This is a genomic window from Enterobacter sp. BWH52, assembly GCF_001037565.1.
Taxonomy (GTDB): Bacteria; Pseudomonadota; Gammaproteobacteria; order Enterobacterales; family Enterobacteriaceae; genus Enterobacter; species Enterobacter hormaechei_C.
In genome coordinates this window covers 1,658,389-1,681,625 of record NZ_KQ089854.1, presented here as the reverse complement: position 1 = coordinate 1,681,625, position 23,237 = coordinate 1,658,389, and the positions used below count along the sequence as shown (strand labels likewise).

Here is a 23,237-nt window from a genome sequence, read left to right as displayed (position 1 = left end):
CCTGACGGTCTGCTTTTTTTATCCCTGCGCCGCCCGCAGCATGGCCTGTACCAGCACGACAGGTCGCCCTTGAAGCGCAGCCCGCTCATGCTGGAACAGGGTGATGACAAAGAAAGGATGGGTTATCAGCTCTGCCGCGCGGATCTCGCCCTGCTCGTCCCAGCCCGTTACGCGCATGTCGCCCCGCTCAAGCTGGCTGGCAAACTCAGGTGAGACGCCGTAATTGCAGTGATACCCCTCCTGAATTTCCGGCTTGCCATACGCTTTGGCAATCAGCGTGTTATTCCGCAGCTCTATCGCGTCGGTTTTTTCTACCAGCGAGCAGGTCAGCGGCGCAATCACCATCCTTCCCTCGGTATCGGTTTCGGCATGGCCTGCATCGTGCCAGCCCAGTACATTACGCGCATACTCAATCAGCGCATGCTGGAACCCGCCGCAGGTGCCGAGAAAGGGGATGCTATTCTCACGCGCGTAACGCGCCGCAATAAACGCCGCCTCGGTGTTTTTATACGGGCTTGCCGGTACCAGCCAGATGGCATCGTACCCGACCAGGTCTTCGGGGCTGGTCAGCTCAGGCGTGGCGAGCCAGTCATAATCAGCGGTGAGATCCAGAACCGCAGCGGCGTCGTCAATCGCCAGCGGGATCGCCTGGTGCGCAATAACATCAGGATTGAAATCACCAACCAGCGCAATGCGCAGCGTCGTTTTAACCGGGGAGAGTTCCATGAGAGATTCCTTATGCCGGAGGATTTTCAGATAACATAAGGAGCCTCAGACTACCGATCTTTTGCAATTATCACAATACCTTAAATTGGGTGGATAAAAGCCGGGTGCTATAGTGTTCTTGCCGAACGTCGCACGGCAGGAGGAAAACGGATGATTCAATGTAAGCGCGTATATGAACAGGCAACATCAGACGATGGTTACCGGGTGCTGGTAGACAGACTCTGGCCGCGAGGAATAAAAAAGACCGACCTCGCCTGTGATGAGTGGTGTAAATCGCTAACGCCGTCCAGCGAACTGCGAAAAGCTTTTCACAGTGAAACGATAGATTTCACTGCGTTCAGTGAAGCCTATCGTAAAGAGCTGGCGCAGCATCAGGATGAAGGCAAACGCCTGGCGGCCCTCGCCCGACAGCAGACCGTGACGCTACTCTACGGGGCGAAAAATAGGGAGCAGAATCACGCGCGGGTACTGGCGGACTGGCTACGTAAACTGTGATTAACCGATCGCCAGCTCATCCACGTTGTGTGGCATCTCGTCGGGAGTTAGCGGCATCAAATGTTCCGGGCGAACAAACGCAAAACCGTGCTGGTTATCAAAGGCGTAAACATCACCGGTGACCAGCCACAGCGCACGTGCTGATGTATCAGGTAATTGCGTCATGACGCCGTTAACCGGGTTTACAAAACGCTGGCCCGGCTGACAAAGGCCAAACAGCTCCACGGATTTACCGATATTTCGACGGCCTGCCGCCGTACGCGCACCCACGATCATCGCCATGCTGCCCGGTTTTAACTGAAACATACTTCTTCTCGCAAACGTACTGCCAGAAACTGGCTAAGAATAATCCTAAAGAGAAGTGTATCGCAGTTTTATTGCCCTTGTCATCTGGTTGGTTGCGGGTGATCGCGTCGGTAGAGATCCCATTCATCGATCACTTCCCCGCCTGGTAATTTGCACTCGGTACGTACACCCTGCGGGCTTTGAACAGGGATTTGCTCTCCCCCTTTCTCCAGACAGTACACTGACGCCGGGTTTGCCATACCAATAGCGTGCGGCGGTTGAGGCGCATCAGGAGGGGTGGTCTTTGTTGAGCAGGCGGCCAGCGGTACAACCAGCGCCAGGAGAAGATATTTCATTATCATGATCCTTCAGGGTGTAAAAACGTCAGAGTAACGGGTCATCGCCGTTTTCTCCATGATTTCTCCATTAAACCTGCACGATTCCCTCTTATAGTGATACCTGTTCTCACACTGACCAGAGAACATCATTCCGTAATCAAGATGTTTTGCCCCGATCTCAACATCGGGGCTTTTTTTAGCCTCTCCCTCATCCGCTTTCAGAAGAATCTATAAAATTAATCCTGTTCATGTTTTACTATGACCGGAGTCTAAATTTTCAGCATAACATGCAGATACAGAGGTCTTCTGCATGGGAGTCAACCTGCCTCATGTCAGATATCATTCTTGCCCGTGTTTCAGAAACCCTCTCCACTGAACAATCTCTCGACAGTCTGGTGCGTCAGCTACTGGAAATGCTGGAAATTGTGACGGATATGGAATCAACCTACCTGACCAAAATCGATATTAACGCGCGTTTGCAGCACATTTTATATGCCCGTAACAGCAAGCAAATGCAAATCCCGGAAGGGTTCAGCGTGCCCTGGGACGAAACGCTCTGTAAGCGCGCCATGGATAGCGACACTTTGTTCAGTAACGAGGTGCCCGACCGCTGGCCGGAGTGTGAAGCGGCAAAAGCACTGGGTATTACAACCTATATGAGCGTGCCGGTTCACCTGGCTGACGGTTCTCTGTACGGCACGCTTTGCGCTGCCAGCACCGCACAGAAACAGTTCAGCGAGCGTGGCGAGCAGGTGATCAGGCTCTTTGCAGGGTTAATTGGTCAGTACATTCAGAAAGAGTCGCTTGTGCTTCAGCTTCGTGAAGCAAATGCGGCGCTCATTGCCCACTCTTACACCGACGCCCTTACCGGCCTGCCGAATCGTCGCGCCATTTTTGAAAACCTTACCACCCTGTTCTCACTGGCGCGCCATCTTAGCCGCAACGTCATGATTGCCTTTATTGACCTCGATGATTTCAAGCGAATCAATGACCAGTACGGGCATGAGGCGGGCGATCGCTTTCTCGTACAGGTCGGCAAGCGACTGACTCACGAGCAAACGCAGGATGAGATTATTGGCCGGCTCGGCGGCGATGAATTTCTGGTTGCCAGCCTGAGTCACAGCGTTGATGGCGACGCCAGTACAGAGATCAACGCAATCAAAACCCGCCTCAATGGTCTTATTGCGGGCGAATACGGGTTAGGCAATGCCACCATTCTTTATCCCGGTGCAAGCCTTGGCGTCGTTATTGTTGATCCTCACAGCACGGATGAAGATAGCGCCCTGCGCACCGCGGACCTCGCGATGTATCAGGATAAAAAAGGAAAAAGCAAAACAGGCTTTGTCGCGTTAGATTAAAACCGTACACTCTACGGCCTTATACAAACTCAAACAGGTGATGGCATGAGAATAGGGATCCTCTTTCCGGTGGTTATTTTTATCACAGCGGTGGTGTTTTTAGGCTGGTTTTTCCTTGGCGGTTACGCCGCGCCGGGGGCATAAATGAGAAAAACGACCATCATCATGCTGATTGTCGCCATCGTGGCCGTCGCCGGTACGCAGTTAGGCTGGTGGTAACGCCCAAAGTAAAAAGGCCGCCGTCAGGCAGCCTTTTTTAACACAGGTCAGATTTAGCTTTTGATTTTTCTGTAGATAAACAGAACAACCAGCGCGCCAATCACCGCGACGACAAAGCTGCCGAAGTTGAAGCCATCAACTCTGCCAAAGCCGAACAGGGTACTGATCCAGCCGCCGACGACTGCACCCACAATCCCCAGAATGATCGTGACGATGAAACCGCCGCCATCTTTGCCCGGCATAATCCACTTCGCCAGGATCCCCGCAATCAGCCCAAAGATAATCCAGGATAAAATTCCCATAGCTTTCCTCTCTGTATGGTTTTTGTCATTAAATCAACGACACAGAAAAGGATAGCACAGGATCTGAGAAAGGAAATTTGTGATAAGAATCACACGGCTCGTTTGAGTAAAATATGAGCAGTAAAAAATGTCGATCCACACTCATCCTGGGGTTGCATCTTCTACTGAGAAAGATTATCTTTCTCATTACTGAATAGTTGAGCAAATAACTCAGGTATTCAGTACGACATTGCTCACATTGCTTCCAGTATTTCTTGCCCACTTTTTAGTGGGCTTTTTTTTTTGCCTCAACCCACCAAAATCTGGCGTTTTTTCTGTGGAGGTGAAACGCTATTCTCTGTGGCTTCTGAATAACCAAAAAGCGTTGATAACATGAACGTATCGAGCAAGTTCGTCATCTGCCTTAATCTTGTTTCTGCCAGTACGCTACTGTTACTGCTCTCAACACGGTTTGAGTGGTTCTGAGTTGAAAGGAGCCTGGCAGGGTGGATTTCCTTCCGATTCCGTGCCGGCTCAACTCTCATACTTGTAGCTTTTATGACCTGTGATAAGATCCCTGCACCTCAGGACGTGGCGGGACAGCAGGAAAATGAAGAAGGCCATTGCCGTTGCTATCATCTCAACCCTAATGGTCGTCCTGTCGCTGTATGCGGTTAACGCCATTATCGTTGAGCAGCAAAAGAACCGGCAGAGGGAGATCTCCCACACGCTCTTAAGCTATTCCGAAGAGTTAACGCAAAATATCGCCAGTACGCTTAAAAATACCTCCGCGCAGGGATGCGATAGCGCCAGTCTGAACGTCTACCGAAAATTAAAGATGCGTAGTCTCTATTTCGCCGATGTGGGGTTTATTGAAAAGGGGAAAATCACCTGCACCGCGTTTTGGGGCAAGCTGGCAAATCCCATCGCCCTTCCCCCTGAGCTGCATAAAACCCAGAACGGATTCAGTCTGGCGCAGTTTTCGCAGAAAGATTTCTTTATCGGTAATGCGACAATTTATAACCACCTTATTATTTTCACCTCCCGTTCAGCCTACGATAAATTTGCCCCCGTTACCGCCAACTATTCGCTTCGTTCTTCCACTAAAGATTTCGGCCGCACCTTTTTCACCGTTACGCCGCCATCAGAAAACTTCAGCCGCTTACAGTCTCTGTTATTTACGCTGGCTGTGACAGAGTGCAGTACACGCTGGGATTTGTGCGTTACCGTCACACACCACGATGCCGGACTGGCTTCGCTCTCCCACGTAGTGATGGTGCTTCTGTGCTTGTTTTTATACTTTATCTGGGTATCCCTGACGCTGTTTTCTCTTCGACTTTATGAAGACCGACGTTCTCTGGAACGAACGCTGGTCAAAGCGGTAAAAGCGAATACCATCAGCGTTCATTTTCAGCCTGTTATTCGGGTTGCTGATAAGAAAATCGTCGGGGTTGAAGTGTTATCAAGATGGCAGGATAACAATCACAAAGAGGTTTCTCCTGAGCTGTTTATCCCGTTAATCAAAAAAATTGGCCTGTATAACGTTTATTATCAGAACATGATAAAGAAATCCCTGGCGGAAATTGCCGCGCTGGCCGCTGAACATCAGTTAATGATTTCACTGAACGTTGGCCGGACGGAAATTGAAGACGGCAAATTCCTGGCGGTATTACGTCATGAATGCTCAGAGAACGCGATTCCTTTATCGTTAATCAAAGTTGAGTTATCCGAGAATGGCGTTTCCACCTCGGCCATCCTTGAAGAGTTTTGTGAGGAGCTTAAATCGGCAGGCGTCAAAATTTCAATAGACGATTTTGGCGTGCAAAACTCTAATCTTGCCAGGCTCACAAATCTCAAATATGACGAAATCAAGGTAGATAAGTCGTTAGTGGACGGCATCAGCGAGCACTATAAACAGGATATCCTGGTGATCTTCAGCGACGCGCTCGCTAAACTGAACAAAACCCTGGTTTTTGAAGGGGTTGAAAGCGAAACACAATTTCAGTTCATCGCGCAGAGATACCCCGATGCCCTCGTACAAGGCTGGTACTTTTCAAAGTCGCTAACCCGGCACGACCTCGCCAGGCTGCTGGCAGACTCAGCGCGATGACGCGTTATTCATTGCCCCACTGATTCAGGAAGTTCGCAATATCGTCAATGCGCGCTTCGTCTATCTCCGCCTGGACAGCCATCTCCCGCTGCGCCTCTTCACTGATTTCCTCATTGTTGTATAAGCGAGTGAGCAGCAGCTGGAAATAGTGTGCCAGCGGCGTACGCTCTGCCTCTTCTACCGGTTTCGCCGTTTCAGTCGCATACTCGTCGACGATGTCATAATACTTGAGCGGGATATCATGGGTCATAGCGTTGTTTCCGTCTTGTGTGCATAAAAAACGGGAACCCTCAGGCTCCCGTTGTCATTTAACCCAGCGAGTGGATTACATGTTCGCGATAATCGCGTCGCCAAACTCTGAGCATTTCAGCAGTTTAGCGCCTTCCATCAGACGTTCAAAGTCATAGGTGACGGTTTTCGCGTTAATCGCGCCTTCCATACCCTTAACGATCAGGTCTGCGGCTTCGAACCACTCCATATGACGCAGCATCATCTCTGCGGACAGAATGATAGAGCCTGGGTTGACTTTATCCTGGCCTGCGTATTTCGGTGCAGTACCGTGAGTGGCTTCGAACAGGGCGCACTCGTCACCGATGTTCGCGCCCGGGGCGATACCGATACCACCCACCTGTGCTGCCAGCGCATCGGAGATGTAGTCACCATTCAGGTTCATACAGGCGATCACGTCATACTCAGCAGGACGCAGCAGGATCTGTTGCAGGAACGCATCGGCAATCACATCTTTAATGATGATCTCTTTACCGGTGTTCGGGTTCTTAATTTTCTGCCATGGGCCGCCGTCGATCAGTTCACCGCCGAACTCTTCGGTCGCCAGCTGGTAGCCCCAGTCTTTGAACGCGCCTTCGGTGAACTTCATGATATTGCCTTTGTGCACCAGGGTCACAGAGTCACGATCGTTGGTGATAGCGTATTCGATGGCGGCACGCACCAGACGCTTGGTCCCTTCTTCGGAGCACGGCTTGATGCCGATGCCGCAATGCTCAGGGAAGCGAATTTTCTTCACGCCCATCTCTTCGCGCAGGAATTTAATCACTTTTTCTGCGTCAGCAGAGTCCGCTTTCCATTCGATACCCGCGTAGATGTCTTCAGAGTTTTCACGGAAGATAACCATGTCGGTCAGTTCCGGGTGCTTAACCGGGCTTGGGGTGCCCTGGTAGTAACGCACCGGACGCAGACACACATACAGATCCAGTTCCTGACGCAGCGCCACGTTCAGGGAGCGAATGCCGCCGCCAACTGGCGTGGTCAGAGGGCCTTTGATAGCAACGCGATAGTCGCGGATCAGGTCCAGCGTTTCGGCTGGCAGCCAGACGTCCTGGCCATAAACTTGAGTGGATTTTTCACCGGTGTAAATTTCCATCCAGGAAATTTTACGCTCGCCTTTGTAGGCTTTCTCAACAGCGGCATCAACCACTTTCAGCATCGCCGGGGTAACGTCTACACCGATACCGTCACCTTCGATGAACGGGATAATCGGGTTGTGAGGAACGTTAATCTTGCCGTTTTGCAGGGTGATCTTTTTACCTTCCGCCGGAACAACTACTTTGCTTTCCATTAACCTCTCCTTCGAGCGCTTCTGGTTGTTACTGATCTTATGTTAATAAATTGTAATGAGCCTTCCGATAGTACCTGATTGTCCGACGCCATGAAAGGTCTTCGTTATTAGGCTATAATGCGGCAATTGATAACGCCTGAAAATACCATGACGAAAACTTCTTTTAGAAAACACCGGGTTGAGCGATTCAGCTCACGACAAGCCACCAGAAGAACGCCAGAACCCCAGCCAACGCGGGTCATACTGTTCAATAAACCCTACGATGTATTGCCGCAGTTTACCGACGAGGCCGGGCGCAGCACGCTGAAGGACTTTATCCCCGTACAGGGAGTCTACGCAGCGGGACGCCTGGATCGCGACAGCGAGGGGCTGCTGGTCCTTACCAATGACGGCGTGCTCCAGGCCAGGCTTACTCAGCCGGGCAAACGTACCGGAAAAATTTACTATGTGCAGGTTGAAGGCGAGCCGGACGACGCGTCGCTGGCAAAGCTGCGCAACGGCGTAACGCTGAACGACGGTCCCACCCTGCCGGCTGGTATTGAACGTGTGAATGAACCCGAGTGGCTGTGGCCGCGCAACCCGCCGATTCGTGAGCGTAAATCCATTCCTACCAGCTGGCTTAAAATCACCCTTTATGAAGGCCGCAACCGACAGGTCAGGCGCATGACTGCGCATGTGGGCTTCCCTACCCTGCGACTCATTCGCTACGCCATGGGCAGCTATACGCTGGACTCGCTGGCAAACGGGGAATGGCGGGATGTTACCCCTAAGGAGAACTGATGTTTAAACCTCATGTTACGGTCGCCTGCGTGGTCCACGCGCAGGGGAAATTCCTGGTGGTGGAAGAGACCATTAACGGCAAAGCGCTGTGGAACCAGCCAGCCGGGCATCTTGAAGCTAATGAAACCTTATTGCAGGCAGCGAAACGCGAGCTCTGGGAAGAGACGGGTATCCGCGCCGAACCGCAGCACTTTATCCGTATGCATCAGTGGATAGCGCCTGACCAGACACCTTTCCTGCGCTTTTTATTCGCCGTTGAGCTTAACGAAACGTGCGCCACTGAACCGCACGACGACGATATCGATCGCTGCCTGTGGGTGACCGCAGAGGAGATCCTGAACGCGCCAAACCTGCGCTCGCCACTGGTTGCGGAAAGCATCCGCTGCTGGCAGTCTACGGCGCGCCTGCCGCTGGATGTCATTGCAGAATTTAACTGGCCGTTTACAGAGGGTGTCAATGGTGGGGGGGCGTGATAGAATACGCCGCCTTGAAGTTCAATGTCGTGAGTATTCCATGTCAGATAACAGCCAGAAAAAAGTAATCGTCGGCATGTCCGGCGGTGTCGATTCCTCCGTTTCCGCCTACCTGTTGCAGCAACAGGGCTATAAGGTGGAGGGCCTGTTCATGAAGAACTGGGAGGAAGACGATGGCGAGGAATACTGCACTGCCGCTGCGGATCTCGCCGATGCGCAGGCCGTGTGCGATAAGCTCGGCATCGAACTGCACACCGTTAACTTTGCCGCAGAATACTGGGACAATGTTTTTGAACTCTTCCTCGAAGAGTACAAAGCGGGCCGCACGCCAAACCCGGATATCCTGTGCAACAAAGAGATCAAATTCAAAGCCTTCCTGGAATTCGCTGCGGAAGACCTGGGCGCAGACTACATTGCGACTGGCCACTACGTGCGTCGCGCGGATGTGAATGGCAAAAGCCAGCTGCTGCGCGGCCTGGACGGCAATAAAGATCAGAGCTACTTCCTCTATACGCTGAGCCACGAACAGATTGCCCAAAGTCTGTTCCCGGTCGGCGAGCTGGAAAAGCCGGAAGTGCGTAAGATTGCTGAAGATCTGGATCTGATCACCGCGAAGAAAAAAGACTCCACCGGTATTTGTTTTATCGGCGAGCGTAAATTCCGCGAGTTCCTGGGGCGCTACCTGCCTGCACAGCCGGGCAAAATCGTCACCGTTGACGGTGATGAGATTGGTCAGCACCAGGGACTGATGTACCACACTCTCGGCCAGCGTAAAGGTCTGGGTATCGGCGGCACCAAAGAGGGCAGCGAAGATCCGTGGTATGTGGTCGACAAAGACGTCGAAAACAATATTCTGGTTGTGGCTCAGGGTCACGACCACCCGCGCCTGATGTCCGTTGGACTGATCGCGCAACAGCTGCACTGGGTCGATCGCGAGCCGCTGGAAGGCACGCTGCGCTGCACAGTGAAAACGCGCTATCGCCAGACGGACATCCCTTGCACCGTAACCGCACTGGATGACGATCGCATTGACGTGCGTTTCGACGAGCCGGTTTCCGCCGTTACCCCTGGCCAGTCTGCTGTTTTCTACAGCGGCGAAATTTGCCTCGGCGGTGGGATCATTGAACAGCGCCTGCCGCTGCCTGCTGTTTAAACCGTTTGCACACATAAAGGAGACCGTGTGGCGAAGAACTATTACGACATCACCCTGGCGCTGGCGGGAATTTGCCAGTCAGCCCGTCTGGTGCAACAGCTGGCGCATCAGGGTCATTGCGACGCTGACGCCCTGCACGTTTCACTTAACAGCGTTATCGACCTCAACCCAGGCTCCACGCTGGGCGTCTTTGGCGGCAGTGAAACCAATCTTCGTCTCGGTCTTGAAACTCTGCTCGGCGTGCTCAACGCCAGCAACCGTCAGGGGTTGAATGCGGAACTGACCCGCTACACCTTAAGCCTGATGGTGCTGGAACGTAAGCTGAACGCGGCAAAAGGCGCAATGAATACCCTGGGCGATCGCATCGCCGGGCTACAGCGCCAGCTCGACCACTTTGACCTCCAGTCTGAGACCCTGCTGAGCGCGATGGCCGGTATCTACGTTGACGTGATTAGCCCGCTCGGCCCGCGTATTCAGGTCACCGGTTCGCCTGCCGTATTGCAAAGCCCACAGGTACAGGCGAAGGTACGCGCTTCGCTGCTGGCAGGCATCCGTGCCGCCGTGCTGTGGCAACAGGTCGGCGGTGGCCGCCTACAGTTGATGTTTTCTCGTCATCGCCTGACGACTCAGGCAAAACAAATTCTTGCTCATTGTTAACCTCCCGGAGTTGCGAATTATGGAATTATCCTCACTGACCGCCGTATCCCCTGTCGATGGACGCTACGGCGATAAAGTCAGCGCGCTGCGCGGGATCTTCAGCGAATATGGCCTGCTGAAGTTCCGTGTTCAGGTTGAAGTACGCTGGCTGCAAAAGCTGGCCGCCCAGACAGCAATCAAGGAAGTTCCTGCTTTTGACGCAAAGGCAAACGATTACCTTGATAAAATCGTTGCTGAGTTCAGCGAAGAAGATGCCGCGCGCATTAAAACCATCGAACGCACCACCAACCACGACGTGAAAGCAGTTGAATACTTTCTGAAAGAGAAAGTGGCATGCGTCCCTGCCCTGCACGCGGTATCTGAATTTATTCACTTCGCCTGTACGTCTGAGGATATTAACAACCTGTCTCACGCGCTGATGCTCTCTACCGCGCGGAAAGAGGTGGTACTCCCTTACTGGCGTAAAATCATTGATGCGGTGAAAGCGCTGTCCGTGGAATACCGCGACATTCCGCTGCTGTCCCGTACTCACGGCCAGCCTGCAACCCCATCCACCATGGGTAAAGAGATGGCGAACGTGGCGTACCGCATGGAACGCCAGTATCGTCAGCTGGAGCAGGTTGAGATCCTCGGCAAAATCAACGGCGCGGTGGGTAACTACAACGCCCACATCGCCGCGTACCCGGAAGTGGACTGGCACCAGTTCAGCGAAGAGTTTGTGACCTCTCTGGGGATCCAGTGGAACCCGTACACCACCCAGATTGAGCCGCACGACTACATCGCCGAGCTGTTTGACTGCATTGCGCGCTTCAACACCATCCTGATCGACTTCGATCGTGACGTATGGGGTTACATCGCCCTGAACCACTTCAAGCAGAAAACCATCGCCGGGGAAATCGGTTCGTCCACCATGCCGCACAAAGTGAACCCAATCGACTTCGAAAACTCCGAAGGTAACCTGGGTCTGGCGAATGCCGTGTTGCAGCATATGGCGAGCAAGCTGCCGGTATCCCGCTGGCAGCGCGACCTGACTGACTCCACGGTGCTGCGTAACCTGGGCGTAGGTATTGGCTACGCGCTGATCGCCTACCAGTCCACCCTGAAAGGTGTGAGCAAACTGGAAGTTAACCGCGACCGTCTGCTGGACGAGCTGGATCACAACTGGGAAGTGCTGGCGGAGCCGATTCAGACCGTGATGCGTCGTTACGGCATTGAAAAACCGTACGAGAAACTCAAAGAGCTGACCCGCGGTAAACGCGTTGATGCTGAAGGTATGAAACAGTTTATCGACGGTCTGGCGCTGCCAGAAGAAGAAAAAGCGCGCCTGAAAGAGATGACCCCGGCAAACTATATTGGCCGTGCCATCACTATGGTTGACGAGCTGAAGTAATCGCCTTCCCCCTTTCCACCCGGAAAGGGGGCTGTTTTTCATCATCGAGTTGATGTTTTCACGTCACATTACCTGTTTTGCCGGGATTAAAGCCTGCCGTCAGGATGGTTGTTAATTTTCGTCGTGGAATAACTTTCCGGAATATATCGTTTTAAGCCGAACGGGCACAGTTTGAACTGGCACGGGGTTTCAGCCGTGCACGGACGATCCATCTCTTGCCGGTTGCCTGGACACGCGTTTTTCTGTTTGAACCCCATCCAGCCTATGGATGTAAAGGGCATTGCCTGCGCTATCCATACTCTACGGCGTCGATCGTTAATCAGGATCCCCTGGTTTGAGGTGGTGATGATTTCACCTGTACGAACGTAATAATCTCCCTTTAACCACAGGATATAATTCAGGCCATACTGTGTTTCAACTTTGCAAAAGATAGTTCCGCTTTCCGGGCTCGCAATAGTCTCAACAACCTTCCATTCCATAAAACCCTCTTTACTCGCTATATTGCTGTTTTGTCGTGTAAAAATGCTGCTTTTCTGGCACATCTTATGCAAATCTAATTTCGCACCATAAAATAAGCGTAGACAAAGGCAGACATAGTGAGAACATCCTTACAAAAAAAAGGGCAATCTTTACAAAACTGGCGTGACCCTTCTGTCAAAAAAGCGACTCGCCTTCAACATTTCATAAACGGATGGCTGTTTTATCCGGATTGCAGAAGCTTGCGAAAACAAGTCCGTTTATATTACCCGCGCCTGGCGTCATGCCCCCTGTGTTCTGGAGCATGCAAAAAAATCATTTAATTTCATCGCGCTGGTGTCAACCTGAATAATCAGCGTTAAACTATTCATACCATTTATAAAGGGAGAAGTGATGATGCGCGTACTGGTTGTTGAGGATAACGCATTGCTACGTCATCACCTGAAAGTTCAACTTCAGGAGATGGGTCATCAGGTGGACGATGCTGAAGACGCAAAAGAGGCCGATTATTATCTCAATGAACACCTGCCGGACATCGCCATTGTCGATTTAGGGCTACCGGATGAAGACGGATTGTCCCTTATCCGCCGCTGGCGTAGCCATGACGTTTCCCTGCCGGTGCTGGTGCTAACTGCCCGTGAAGGCTGGCAGGACAAGGTTGAAGTCCTGAGCGCTGGCGCGGATGACTACGTGACCAAACCCTTCCATATTGAAGAAGTCGCCGCGCGTATGCAGGCGCTTCTGCGCCGCAACAGCGGGCTGGCGTCGCAGGTGATCTCTCTGCCGCCATTCCAGGTGGATCTCTCCCGCCGCGAATTTTCTATTAATGATGAAGTGATCAAGCTGACCGCATTCGAATACACCATCATGGAAACGCTGATCCGTAACAACGGTAAAGTGGTGAGCAAAGATTCCCTGATGCTTCAGCTCTATCCGGATGCCGAACTGCGCGAAAGCCACACCATTGACGTGCTGATGGGCCGCCTGCGTAAAAAAATTCAGGCGCAGTACCCGCATGACGTGATCACCACCGTGCGTGGTCAGGGCTACCTGTTTGAATTACGCTAAATGAAAGGGATTTTGCGTCACATTTTACCCCTTTCGCTGCGGGTTCGCTTTTTGCTGGCAACCGCCGCCGTCGTGCTGGTGCTGTCGCTCTCTTACGGGATGGTGGCGCTGGTCGGGTATAGCGTGAGCTTCGATAAAACCACCTTCCGCCTGCTTCGCGGCGAAAGTAACCTGTTTTATACCCTGGCGAAGTGGGAGAACAACCGAATTACCGTCGAGATGCCGGAAAACCTGAATCAGCAGAGCCCGACGCTGGCGCTGATCTACGATGAAAAAGGGAAATTGCTGTGGGCCCAGCGCGATGTCCCGTGGCTGAAAAAGCGCATCCGTCCGGAATGGCTGAAAACCAACGGTTTTCATGAAATAGAAGCCGATCTCAACTCCACCAGCAGCCTGCTGCGTGACGATCGCGCCTTACAGATCAAGCTTAATGAGATCCGTGCCGAAGATGACGACACGGAGATGACCCACTCTGTGGCCATCAACCTTTATCCCGCCACCCTGAACATGCCGCAGTTAACCATTGTGGTGATCGATACCATCCCGGTTGAGCTGAAACGCTCATATATGGTATGGAACTGGTTTGTGTATGTTCTGGCTGCCAACCTGCTGCTGGTGATCCCTCTCCTGTGGGTTGCTGCATGGTGGAGCCTCCGCCCGATTGAATCCCTTGCCAAAGAGGTACGCGAGCTGGAGGAACATCACCGCGAGAAGCTGAACCCGGAAACTACGCGCGAACTGACCAGCCTGGTGCGCAACCTCAACCGCCTGCTGAAAAGCGAACGTGAACGCTACGACAAGTATCGCACGACGCTCACCGACCTTACGCACAGCCTGAAAACCCCGCTGGCGGTGATGCAGAGTACCCTGCGTTCCATGCGCAGTTCCAAAATGAGCGTGGATGATGCAGAGCCGGTGATGCTGGAACAAATCAGCCGTATTTCACAGCAGATCGGCTATTACCTGCACCGCGCGAGCATGCGCTCCGGAAGCGCTCTGTTGAGCCGTGAACTGCACCCGGTAGCCCCGCTGCTGGATAACCTCACCTCGGCGCTGAACAAGGTGTACCAGCGTAAAGGGGTCAACATCAGTCTGGATATCTCACCGGAAATTAGCTTTGTTGGCGAGAAGAATGACTTTATGGAAGTGATGGGAAACCTGCTCGATAACGCCTGCAAATATTGTCTGGAGTTTGTCGAGGTTTCCGCGCGGGTAACGGATAACGAACTGCATATTATCGTTGAGGATGATGGTCCTGGCATTCCCCGTAATAAACGCGAAGTGGTGTTCGATCGCGGCCAGCGCGCCGATACGCTGCGGCCAGGCCAGGGCGTCGGATTATCCGTCGCCAGGGAAATTGTCGATCAGTACGAGGGCAAGATTGAAACCGGTGAAAGTTTGCTGGGCGGAGCCCGGATGGAAGTCATTTTTGGCCGCCAGCATCCCGTATCGAACGATAGTTGACCCGGAATGTGAAAAATACGCGGATCTCGCAGCCAGGGAGCGGGGCTTCCGTTATAATCCGACTCAGTAAGAGCCTGCGGAATACATAAATATGGATTATCAATTAACGCTTAACTGGCCCGACTTTATTGAACGTTACTGGCAAAAACGCCCGGTCGTTCTTAAACGCGGGATCAGCAATTTTATCGACCCTATTTCTCCTGACGAACTCGCTGGTCTGGCGATGGAAAACGAGGTAGACAGCCGTCTGGTAAGCCACCAGGACGGGAAATGGCAGGTCAGCCACGGTCCCTTTGAAAGCTACGATCACCTGGGCGAAAACAACTGGTCTTTACTGGTGCAGGCGGTCAACAACTGGCACGAACCTACCGCAGCCTTAATGCGTCCCTTCCGCGCCCTGCCAGACTGGCGAATGGACGATCTGATGATCTCCTTCTCCGTTCCCGGTGGCGGCGTGGGTCCGCATCTGGATCAGTACGACGTGTTTATCATTCAGGGTACCGGTCGCCGTCGCTGGCGCGTGGGCGAAAAAGTGCCAATGAAACAGCACTGCCCGCACCCGGATCTGCTCCAGGTTGATCCGTTTGAAGGGATCATTGATGAAGAGCTGGAGCCAGGTGACATTCTTTATATCCCACCGGGCTTCCCGCATGAAGGTTATTCCCTGGAAAACTCGCTGAACTATTCGGTTGGTTTCCGCGCGCCAAGCGGGCGCGAGATGATCAGCGGATTTGCTGACTATGTTTTACAGCGTGAGCTGGGCAGTTACCGTTACAGCGATCCGGACGTTCCGGCGCGTGAGCATCCGGCGGATATTCTGCCAGAGGAGCTGGATAAGCTGCGCGGGATGATGCTGGATCTGATCAACGAACCGGAGCACTTCAGACAGTGGTTTGGCGAGTTTATCAGCCAGTCGCGTCACGAACTGGACGTCGCACCGCCAGAGCCGCCTTATCAGGCAGATGAAATTTATGATGCGCTCCAGCAGGGCGATAAGCTGGTTCGTCTGGGCGGATTACGTGTACTGCGCATTGGCGAAGAGGTATTCGTCAACGGCGAGCGCCTGGACTCTCCGCATCGCCCGGCGCTGGAAGCAATTGCCAGCCATATGGTGCTGACTGCGGATACCTTTGGCGACGCGCTGGACGATCCCTCCTTCCTCGCCATGCTGGCCGCGCTGGTTAACAGCGGGTACTGGTTTTTTGAGGACTGAACCATGATGTTTGCCGGGTGGCAGCTACGCCTTACCCGGCCTACAAAAGCCGTTCCTGTAGGCCCGGTAAGCGAAGCGCCACCGGGCTTTTTTTACCGCTTCGCGGTTAACTCCGCTATCCGCACAATCACCTGCACCGCTTTCTCCATCCCTTCCAGCGTCACGAACTCATGCTTGCCGTGGTAGTTATATCCACCGGTAAACAGGTTCGGGCACGGCAGGCCCATAAACGACAGCTGTGAACCATCGGTTCCACCACGGATCGGTTTCATCACCGGCTCGATGTCACAATCGCGCATCGCCTGCTGGGCGATATCAAGAATGTGCGGATGTTCCATCACCTTCTCGCGCATATTGTAATAGCTGTCTTCGATGATGAGCTCAATATAGCAATCCGGATGTAGCCCCTTGCCGACTTTTTTCGCGATCTCCATCATCTTACGCTTGCGCGCTTCAAAGGCTTTGCGGTCGAAATCGCGGACAATATAGTGCATCTGCGCGCTGTCCACGGTCCCCTTGATGCTGGTCAGATGATAAAAACCCTCATACCCTTCCGTCATCTCCGGGCTTTCTTCGGCGGGCACTTCCGCATGAATACGCGCAGCCAGCGACAGTGCATTCACCATCACTCCTTTCGCAGAGCCCGGGTGCACGTTATTCCCGACGATTTTGATCGTTACCGATGCCGCGTTGAAGTTTTCATACTCAAGTTCACCCACGCCGCCACCGTCAACGGTGTAGGCCCATTGCGCGTTAAACGCCTCAACGTCAAAGTGTTTCGCGCCTTTTCCAACCTCTTCATCCGGCGTGAAGGCCACGCGGATATCGCCATGCGAGATATTTTTGCCCTTCAGCACCGCCAGCGCCGTCATGATCTCGGCGATGCCCGCTTTGTCATCGGCCCCCAGCAAGGTTTTGCCGTCGGTGGTGATTAACGTCTGCCCCAGCAGCTGATGCAGTACCGGGAACATCACTGGCGACAGCACTTCGTCGCCAATGCCCAGTGCTATATCACCGCCGCGGTAGTTTTCAACAATCTGCGGATTAACGTGTTTACCGCTAAAATCAGGTGAGGTATCGACATGAGAAATAAAGCCAATTGCCGGGATATTGCCGTCAATATTCGCCGGCAGCGTTCCCATCACGGTCCCTTTTTCGCTGAGCGTGACGTCAACCAACCCCATAGCCTCCAGCTGCTCTTTCAGCAGATTTAGCAGCTTCCACTGGCCTTCGGTGCTTGGCACCTGTCGGACCCCCGGCTTAGATTGGGTATCCAGCGAAACGTAATGTAAGAAACGCTCAAGTAGTTTATCCATGCAGTCACCCTCACTTTTTGTGACAACATTATCATTAAGCAGCAAAACGCAAATATTGCGTCAGGTCACTTTTATCCCGCAAACGAGAACTTTTTACGTTTATATCGTTCTGCGTTAATAAATGTAGCTTATGAATAAGTGAGAAGGATTGGCGATTCAATGGGTTTGCCGTAGAATGTCCGCCCTCATTACGAGTCACCAAGGTGGTTACACACAAACCCCGCTTCAGTCTGCTGCCTGAGGCGTCTATATGGGACAGCGCGAAAATTGAATACACAACCCCGTTCCCTTTCACCGCTGGTGCAACTGGAACGAATTCGTAAAAGTTTCGATGGCAAAGATGTCATTTCCGACCTTAATCTGACCATCAATGACGGTGAGTTTCTCACGCTGCTCGGCCCCTCCGGCTGCGGCAAAACCACCGTCCTGCGCCTTATCGCCGGGCTGGAAAGCGTCGATAACGGCCATATCCATCTTGAGAACCAGGACATTACCCAGGTTCCTGCCGAAGATCGCCACGTCAATACCGTCTTCCAGAGCTATGCCCTGTTCCCGCACATGACCGTGTTTGAGAACGTGGCGTTTGGCCTGCGGATGCAAAAAACACCGGCCAGCGAGATCCCGCCTCGGGTTACCGAAGCCCTGCGCATGGTGCAGCTGGAGGCATTCGCCCAGCGCAAGCCTCATCAACTTTCCGGTGGTCAGCAGCAGCGTGTGGCCATTGCCCGCGCCGTGGTCAACAAACCTCGCCTGCTCCTGCTGGATGAATCCCTCTCCGCGCTGGACTACAAGCTGCGCAAGCAGATGCAGAACGAGCTGAAAGCACTTCAGCGTAAGCTCGGCATTACGTTCGTGTTTGTCACGCACGATCAGGAAGAAGCCCTGACCATGTCAGACCGTATCGTGGTGATGCGCGACGGCAAGATTGAGCAGGATGGCACCCCGCGTGAAATTTACGAAGAGCCGAAAAACCTGTTCGTCGCCAGCTTCATTGGTGAAATCAATATTTTCAACGCCACGGTGATTGAGCGTCTGGACGAGCAGCGCGTGCGCGCGAACGTGGAAGGCCGCGAATGCAACATCACGGTGAACTTTGCCGTGGAAAAGGGGCAAAGGCTCAACGTCCTGCTGCGCCCGGAAGATCTCCGCGTTGATGAGATCCACGACACGGCTGACGTCGAAGGTCTGATCGGTTACGTTCGCGAACGTAACTACAAAGGGATGACCCTCGAATCCGTGGTCGAACTGGAAAACGGCAAAATGGTGATGGTCAGCGAATTCTTTAACGAGGACGATCCGGACTTCGACCACTCGCTGGATCAGAAAATGGTCATCAACTGGGTAGAAAGCTGGGAGGTTGTACTGGCTGATGAAGAACACAAGTAAGTTCCAGAATGTGGTGATTGCCACGATCGTCGGTTGGCTTGTGTTGTTTGTCTTTCTTCCCAACCTGATGATCATCGTGACCAGCTTCCTGACCCGCGACGACGCGAACTTCGTGGCGATGGTCTTTACGCTGGACAACTACGCGCGCCTGCTCGATCCGCTCTATTTTGACGTGCTGCTGCACTCGCTCAATATGGCGCTGATTGCCACCCTCGCCTGCCTGGTACTGGGGTATCCGTTCGCCTGGTTCCTGGCCCGCCTGCCGCAAAAAGTGCGGCCGCTGCTGCTGTTTTTACTGATTGTGCCGTTCTGGACCAACTCGTTAATCCGCATCTACGGGCTGAAAATCTTCCTCAGCACCAAAGGTTATCTGAACGAGTTTCTGCTGTGGCTGGGGGTGATCGAGACGCCGATCCGCATCATGTTCACCCCGGGCGCGGTGATTGTCGGCCTGGTCTATATCCTGCTGCCGTTTATGGTGATGCCGCTCTACTCCAGCATTGAAAAGCTCGATAAACCGCTGCTGGAAGCAGCTAAAGACCTGGGCGCCAGTAAGTTACAAACCTTTGTCCGCATCATTATTCCGCTGACCATGCCGGGTATTATCGCCGGCTGTCTGCTGGTCATGCTGCCTGCGATGGGGCTGTTCTACGTCTCGGACCTGATGGGCGGGGCGAAAAACCTGCTGATCGGTAACGTGATTAAGAGCCAGTTCCTTAACATTCGCGACTGGCCGTTCGGCTCGGCCACCAGCATAACGCTGACGGTGGTGATGGGGCTGATGCTGCTGGTTTACTGGCGTGCCTCACGCCTGCTGAATAAGAAGGTGGAGCTGGAATGATCGGTCGACTGCTTCGCGGTGGTTTTATGACCGCCATTTATGCGTATCTTTATATTCCGATAATCATTTTGATCGTGAACTCCTTTAACAGCTCGCGCTTCGGGATCAACTGGCAAGGGTTTACCACCAAATGGTATGGCCTGCTGATGAACAATGACAGCCTGCTACAGGCCGCTCAGCACTCGCTGACGATGGCGGTATTCTCTGCCACCTTCGCGACGCTGATTGGCTCGTTGACCGCCGTGGCGCTGTACCGCTACCGTTTTCGCGGTAAGCCGTTCGTCAGCGGTATGCTGTTTGTGGTGATGATGTCCCCGGATATCGTGATGGCCATTTCACTGCTGGTGCTGTTTATGCTGCTGGGCGTCCAGCTCGGTTTCTGGTCGCTGTTGTTCTCGCATATCACCTTCTGTCTGCCGTTTGTGGTGGTAACCGTCTACGCGCGTCTGAAAGGGTTCGACGTTCGCATGCTGGAAGCGGCGAAAGATCTGGGTGCCAGCGAGATGACCATTCTGCGCAAAATCATTCTGCCGCTGGCGATGCCCGCCGTGGCAGCAGGATGGCTGCTCAGCTTTACCCTGTCGATGGACGACGTGGTCGTGTCCTCCTTCGTCACCGGGCCGAGCTATGAAATTCTGCCGTTGAAGATCTACTCAATGGTTAAAGTCGGTGTTTCACCCGAAGTGAACGCGCTGGCGACTATTCTGTTGGTGTTATCGCTGGTTCTGGTGATTGCCAGCCAGGTTATTGCTCGTGATAAAACAAAATCTCAGGGGACACAGAAATGAAAAAAATGCTTGCCGCTGCGGCACTGGTGCTCGGAATGGGCGCTGCGCATGCTGATGACAGCAAAACGCTCTATTTCTACAACTGGACCGAGTATGTGCCGCCGGGCCTGCTGGAGCAGTTCACCAAAGAGACAGGCATCAAGGTGATCTATTCGACCTACGAGTCGAATGAAACCATGTACGCCAAGCTTAAAACCTATAAAGATGGCGCGTATGACCTGGTGGTGCCGTCGACCTATTTCGTCGACAAGATGCGCAAAGAAGGCATGATCCAGAAGATCGACAAAACGAAGCTAACCAATTTTTCTAACCTCGATCCTGAGATGCTAAACAAGCCGTTCGACCCGAACAACGACTACTCCATTCCGTACATCTGGGGCGCGACGGCAATTGGCATCAACAGCGATGCCATTGATCCCAAAACGGTTTCATCCTGGGCTGACCTGTGGAAGCCGGAATACAAAAGCAGCCTGCTGTTAACCGACGATGCGCGCGAAGTGTTCCAGGTGGCGCTGCGTAAACTCGGCTATTCCGGCAACACCACCGATCCGAAAGAGATCGAAGCAGCGTATAACGAACTGAAAAAGCTGATGCCAAACGTGGCGGCGTTCAACTCGGATAACCCGGCTAACCCGTATATGGAAGGTGAAGTGAATCTGGGGATGGTCTGGAACGGCTCTGCGTTTGTGGCGCGTCAGGCCGGGACGCCGCTTGAGGTGGTCTGGCCGAAAGAGGGCGGCATCTTCTGGATGGACAGCCTCGCGATCCCGGCGAATGCGAAAAACGTCGAGGGTGCCCTGAAGCTGATCAACTTCCTGCTGCGCCCGGATGTGGCAAAAGAGGTGGCGGAAACTATCGGCTACCCGACGCCAAACCTGGCCGCGCGGAAGCTTTTAAGCCCTGAAGTGGCAAATGATAAATCGCTTTATCCGGACGCTGAAACCATCAGCAAAGGGGAATGGCAGAACGACGTCGGTGACGCGAGCCGCCTGTATGAAGAATATTATCAGAAGCTAAAAGCAGGCCGTTAATGCATAAAGGGCGACGCAATGTCGCCCGTTACTCTTATAGCCCCTTCAGGAGTTTATCCACAAAGGCTGGCACCACCTCGCTCGCCAGACCGTAATGTTTCTCTTCAAACTCACTCCCGACCTGGCTTGGCTCCAGATTAAGCTCCACCGTATGGGCACCTTGAAGTCGCGCTTCGTGAACAAATCCCGCCGCCGGATAGACATGTCCCGAAGTACCAATGGCGATAAAGACGTCCGCCATGGCCAGGGCGCTGTAGATCTCATCCATTCCCAGCGGCATTTCGCCAAACCAGACCACATGCGGACGCAGACGCGAAGGGAACTGACAGCAGTGGCAGCGGTCTTCGTCCAGCACGTCCTCTTTCCACTCCAGCACCTGACCACTCCAGGCGCACCGCACCTTGAGCAGTTCGCCGTGCATGTGAATGATGTTGTGGTTTCCGGCCCTTTCGTGAAGATTGTCGATGTTCTGCGTGACCAGCAGAAAACGATCCCCCAGCGCTTCCTCCAGCTTTGCCAGCGCCAGGTGCGCCGCATTCGGCGCAATCTCCGGCTGCTGAAGCTGGCGACGGCGGGCGTTGTAGAACGCCTGCACCAGCGCCGGGTCGCGGGCGAAACCTTCCGGCGTCGCCACATCTTCAACTCGGTGTTCTTCCCACAGTCCATCCGCTGCGCGGAAAGTCTGAATACCGGATTCGGCGGAGATCCCCGCCCCGGTCAACACCACCACTCTGGGTTTATCCATCGCTTCTGGCATCATCCTGTCTCTGAAAAAGATCCGCTGACGCAGGCGTTCACGTAAGCGGCGTTTATTTTTGCGAAAACGGCTGAGTCGACCCTGGCGACGCGACAGCATAATAACCTCGTAAACTAATCGGTGAGATGAAGGAATGCGGCTCCGCGCATGCCTCCTGCGTCCCCGTGTCGCGCACGCTCAATGCGCGGCACGCGGGCGACCGGCAATAAATGTCGGGTCAGACGCCCGGACAACTGTTCCGTAATCGCAGTGAAATTTGACAGCCCTCCCCCGATCACCAGCAGATCCGGATCGACGATAGTCAGGATATTCCCCAGACACACCGCTAGCAGATCCAGATAGCGCTCGACGTGCTCACGCGCCTGCGCATCCCCCTGCTCCCACAGGGTAATGATTTGAGGGGCCTCAAGTTTCTGATGATAGAAGTGTTCGTAAAGCCATGCAAACCCGCGGCCTGACAGGTAGTTCTCAATACAGCCGTGCTGCCCACAGCCGCAGCGGGTCAGCGGGAAATCACGTCCGACGACCTCCAGAGCATCCACCGGCAGGCGGATATGGCCAAATTCGCCGGTAATATAGCTGCGCCCGGTAATGGGCTTACCGTTAATGACAATCCCACCACCGACGCCCGTTCCGAGGATCAGCCCCATCACCAGCGGGTAGCGACGGAATTCATCATCCCAGGCTTCAGAGAGCGCGAAGCAGTTGGCATCGTTATCTAAGCGCACGTCGCGCTTAAGGAGAGCAGAGAGATCGGCGCGCAGCGGTTTGCCGCTGGCGGCAGGCACGTTGGCCGCGTACAGCGTGCCATCGTCGGTTTCGGGCATACCCGGAATACCAATGCCAACGCTGCCTTTGACGCCATAGCGTTCATCCGCTTGCGCCACCAGCGCGGCAATGGCGGTTAAAAATTCATCGTAGCTTTCGCGCGGCGTGGGTACGCGGGTTTCCCATTGTAGCTTAAGATCTTTATCGAACACGCCGAGCGCAATCTTGGTGCCGCCAATATCAAATCCGTAATACATGATGCATTCCTCTGTTTGATTCAGCGGCCA

General features: G+C 53.5%; 28 protein-coding genes. 18 read left to right on the top strand and 10 right to left on the bottom strand.

Annotated features, from left to right (window positions below):
- Positions 1-18: 18 nt before the first annotated feature.
- The gene (locus SK47_RS07920) at positions 19-726 is read right to left on the bottom strand and encodes a CTP synthase C-terminal region-related (seleno)protein (RefSeq protein ID WP_032609014.1); all 708 of its coding nucleotides are present in this window, start codon (positions 724-726) and stop codon (positions 19-21) included.
- Positions 727-876: 150 nt separating this feature from the next.
- Here SK47_RS07920 and SK47_RS07915 point away from each other — a divergent pair, with 150 nt between their 5' ends.
- On the top strand, positions 877-1,221 hold the full coding sequence (locus SK47_RS07915) for a DUF488 domain-containing protein (RefSeq protein ID WP_003857886.1): 345 nt from the start codon (positions 877-879) through the stop codon (positions 1,219-1,221).
- Here SK47_RS07915 and SK47_RS07910 read toward each other — a convergent pair whose 3' ends face one another.
- A complete protein-coding gene (locus SK47_RS07910; RefSeq protein WP_022650810.1) occupies positions 1,222-1,527 on the bottom strand; it encodes a hypothetical protein in 306 nt (101 codons plus the stop codon).
- An 80-nt stretch (positions 1,528-1,607) separates the two neighbouring features.
- A complete protein-coding gene (locus tag SK47_RS23665) occupies positions 1,608-1,862 on the bottom strand; it encodes a putative hemolysin (protein ID WP_022650809.1) in 255 nt (84 codons plus the stop codon).
- Positions 1,863-2,173: 311 nt separating this feature from the next.
- Between SK47_RS23665 and SK47_RS07900 the strand changes: the two genes are divergently transcribed.
- The 3 genes from SK47_RS07900 to yoaJ are packed head-to-tail and all read left to right on the top strand — an operon-like array spanning position 2,174 to position 3,421.
- Positions 2,174-3,202, top strand: a complete 1,029-nt coding sequence (locus tag SK47_RS07900; protein ID WP_022650808.1) for a sensor domain-containing diguanylate cyclase — start codon at positions 2,174-2,176, stop codon at positions 3,200-3,202.
- A gap of 45 nt (positions 3,203-3,247) precedes the next feature.
- Entirely contained in the window at positions 3,248-3,346 is a 99-nt protein-coding gene (locus SK47_RS23865; protein WP_015570793.1) for a YoaK family small membrane protein, read from the top strand.
- Positions 3,347-3,421, top strand: coding sequence for a protein YoaJ (gene yoaJ / locus SK47_RS24450; RefSeq protein ID WP_015570794.1), 75 nt, complete (start codon positions 3,347-3,349; stop codon positions 3,419-3,421).
- A 53-nt stretch (positions 3,422-3,474) separates the two neighbouring features.
- Here yoaJ and SK47_RS07890 read toward each other — a convergent pair whose 3' ends face one another.
- Complete coding sequence (locus tag SK47_RS07890) at positions 3,475-3,723, bottom strand: GlsB/YeaQ/YmgE family stress response membrane protein (RefSeq protein WP_003857896.1); 249 nt, start codon at positions 3,721-3,723, stop codon at positions 3,475-3,477.
- A gap of 372 nt (positions 3,724-4,095) precedes the next feature.
- Here SK47_RS07890 and yncL point away from each other — a divergent pair, with 372 nt between their 5' ends.
- Entirely contained in the window at positions 4,096-4,188 is a 93-nt protein-coding gene (gene yncL, locus SK47_RS23005; protein WP_071524166.1) for a stress response membrane protein YncL, read from the top strand.
- A 124-nt stretch (positions 4,189-4,312) separates the two neighbouring features.
- Positions 4,313-5,812 carry an EAL domain-containing protein gene (locus tag SK47_RS07885; RefSeq protein WP_048243779.1) on the top strand — a complete coding sequence of 500 codons (1,500 nt, stop codon included), beginning with the start codon at positions 4,313-4,315 and terminating at the stop codon, positions 5,810-5,812.
- Between the two features lie 4 nt (positions 5,813-5,816).
- On the opposite strand, the gene SK47_RS07880 is transcribed toward SK47_RS07885, so the two are convergent.
- Both SK47_RS07880 and icd read right to left on the bottom strand, forming a co-directional pair.
- Positions 5,817-6,062 (bottom strand): YmjA family protein, encoded by a 246-nt coding sequence (locus tag SK47_RS07880; RefSeq protein ID WP_022650806.1) that lies wholly within the window; start codon positions 6,060-6,062, stop codon positions 5,817-5,819.
- A gap of 75 nt (positions 6,063-6,137) precedes the next feature.
- Positions 6,138-7,388 (bottom strand): NADP-dependent isocitrate dehydrogenase, encoded by a 1,251-nt coding sequence (gene icd / locus SK47_RS07875; protein WP_003857898.1) that lies wholly within the window; start codon positions 7,386-7,388, stop codon positions 6,138-6,140.
- A 117-nt stretch (positions 7,389-7,505) separates the two neighbouring features.
- On the opposite strand from icd, the gene rluE reads away from it, so the two are divergent.
- From rluE to purB, 5 genes are read left to right on the top strand one after another with little or no spacing between them, the layout of a single operon-like run.
- The gene (gene rluE, locus SK47_RS07870; protein WP_022650805.1) at positions 7,506-8,168 is read left to right on the top strand and encodes a 23S rRNA pseudouridine(2457) synthase RluE; all 663 of its coding nucleotides are present in this window, start codon (positions 7,506-7,508) and stop codon (positions 8,166-8,168) included.
- Positions 8,168-8,641 carry an NUDIX hydrolase gene (locus SK47_RS07865; protein ID WP_022650804.1) on the top strand — a complete coding sequence of 158 codons (474 nt, stop codon included), beginning with the start codon at positions 8,168-8,170 and terminating at the stop codon, positions 8,639-8,641. Before rluE ends, SK47_RS07865 begins: the two co-directional genes overlap by 1 nt.
- A gap of 40 nt (positions 8,642-8,681) precedes the next feature.
- A complete protein-coding gene (gene mnmA, locus SK47_RS07860; RefSeq protein WP_032628201.1) occupies positions 8,682-9,794 on the top strand; it encodes a tRNA 2-thiouridine(34) synthase MnmA in 1,113 nt (370 codons plus the stop codon).
- A gap of 27 nt (positions 9,795-9,821) precedes the next feature.
- A complete protein-coding gene (hflD, locus tag SK47_RS07855; protein WP_006809213.1) occupies positions 9,822-10,451 on the top strand; it encodes a high frequency lysogenization protein HflD in 630 nt (209 codons plus the stop codon).
- Positions 10,452-10,470: 19 nt separating this feature from the next.
- On the top strand, positions 10,471-11,841 hold the full coding sequence (purB, locus tag SK47_RS07850) for an adenylosuccinate lyase (protein ID WP_022650802.1): 1,371 nt from the start codon (positions 10,471-10,473) through the stop codon (positions 11,839-11,841).
- An 86-nt stretch (positions 11,842-11,927) separates the two neighbouring features.
- Here the strand turns inward: purB and SK47_RS07845 are convergent, their stop codons facing one another.
- The gene (locus SK47_RS07845; protein ID WP_022650801.1) at positions 11,928-12,320 is read right to left on the bottom strand and encodes a hypothetical protein; all 393 of its coding nucleotides are present in this window, start codon (positions 12,318-12,320) and stop codon (positions 11,928-11,930) included.
- A gap of 394 nt (positions 12,321-12,714) precedes the next feature.
- Here SK47_RS07845 and phoP point away from each other — a divergent pair, with 394 nt between their 5' ends.
- From phoP to SK47_RS07830, 3 genes are all read left to right on the top strand, one after another.
- Positions 12,715-13,386, top strand: coding sequence for a two-component system response regulator PhoP (gene phoP, locus SK47_RS07840; protein ID WP_026094318.1), 672 nt, complete (start codon positions 12,715-12,717; stop codon positions 13,384-13,386).
- Complete coding sequence (gene phoQ, locus SK47_RS07835; RefSeq protein ID WP_015570801.1) at positions 13,387-14,850, top strand: two-component system sensor histidine kinase PhoQ; 1,464 nt, start codon at positions 13,387-13,389, stop codon at positions 14,848-14,850. It begins immediately after the preceding gene.
- 91 nt (positions 14,851-14,941) lie between these two features.
- Entirely contained in the window at positions 14,942-16,063 is a 1,122-nt protein-coding gene (locus SK47_RS07830; RefSeq protein ID WP_003857909.1) for a ribosomal protein uL16 3-hydroxylase, read from the top strand.
- Positions 16,064-16,155: 92 nt separating this feature from the next.
- On the opposite strand, the gene pepT is transcribed toward SK47_RS07830, so the two are convergent.
- On the bottom strand, positions 16,156-17,379 hold the full coding sequence (gene pepT, locus SK47_RS07825; protein ID WP_048243776.1) for a peptidase T: 1,224 nt from the start codon (positions 17,377-17,379) through the stop codon (positions 16,156-16,158).
- Positions 17,380-17,616: 237 nt separating this feature from the next.
- Here pepT and potA point away from each other — a divergent pair, with 237 nt between their 5' ends.
- Genes potA through potD form a run of 4 tightly spaced genes read left to right on the top strand, consistent with a single transcriptional unit; the run spans position 17,617 to position 21,425 of the window.
- Positions 17,617-18,765: a spermidine/putrescine ABC transporter ATP-binding protein PotA gene (gene potA, locus SK47_RS07815; RefSeq protein WP_166714835.1), complete on the top strand. Its 1,149-nt coding sequence runs from the start codon at positions 17,617-17,619 to the stop codon at positions 18,763-18,765.
- Positions 18,749-19,606: a spermidine/putrescine ABC transporter permease PotB gene (potB, locus tag SK47_RS07810; protein WP_017693625.1), complete on the top strand. Its 858-nt coding sequence runs from the start codon at positions 18,749-18,751 to the stop codon at positions 19,604-19,606. Before potA ends, potB begins: the two co-directional genes overlap by 17 nt.
- Positions 19,603-20,394 carry a spermidine/putrescine ABC transporter permease PotC gene (gene potC / locus SK47_RS07805; protein WP_015570805.1) on the top strand — a complete coding sequence of 264 codons (792 nt, stop codon included), beginning with the start codon at positions 19,603-19,605 and terminating at the stop codon, positions 20,392-20,394. Before potB ends, potC begins: the two co-directional genes overlap by 4 nt.
- On the top strand, positions 20,391-21,425 hold the full coding sequence (gene potD / locus SK47_RS07800; RefSeq protein ID WP_022650796.1) for a spermidine/putrescine ABC transporter substrate-binding protein PotD: 1,035 nt from the start codon (positions 20,391-20,393) through the stop codon (positions 21,423-21,425). Before potC ends, potD begins: the two co-directional genes overlap by 4 nt.
- Before the next feature lie 34 nt (positions 21,426-21,459).
- Here the strand turns inward: potD and cobB are convergent, their stop codons facing one another.
- Complete coding sequence (gene cobB / locus SK47_RS07795; protein WP_022647760.1) at positions 21,460-22,281, bottom strand: Sir2 family NAD+-dependent deacetylase; 822 nt, start codon at positions 22,279-22,281, stop codon at positions 21,460-21,462.
- A 14-nt stretch (positions 22,282-22,295) separates the two neighbouring features.
- Positions 22,296-23,207: an N-acetylglucosamine kinase gene (gene nagK / locus SK47_RS07790; protein WP_047653650.1), complete on the bottom strand. Its 912-nt coding sequence runs from the start codon at positions 23,205-23,207 to the stop codon at positions 22,296-22,298.
- Between the last annotated feature and the right edge of the window lie 30 nt (positions 23,208-23,237).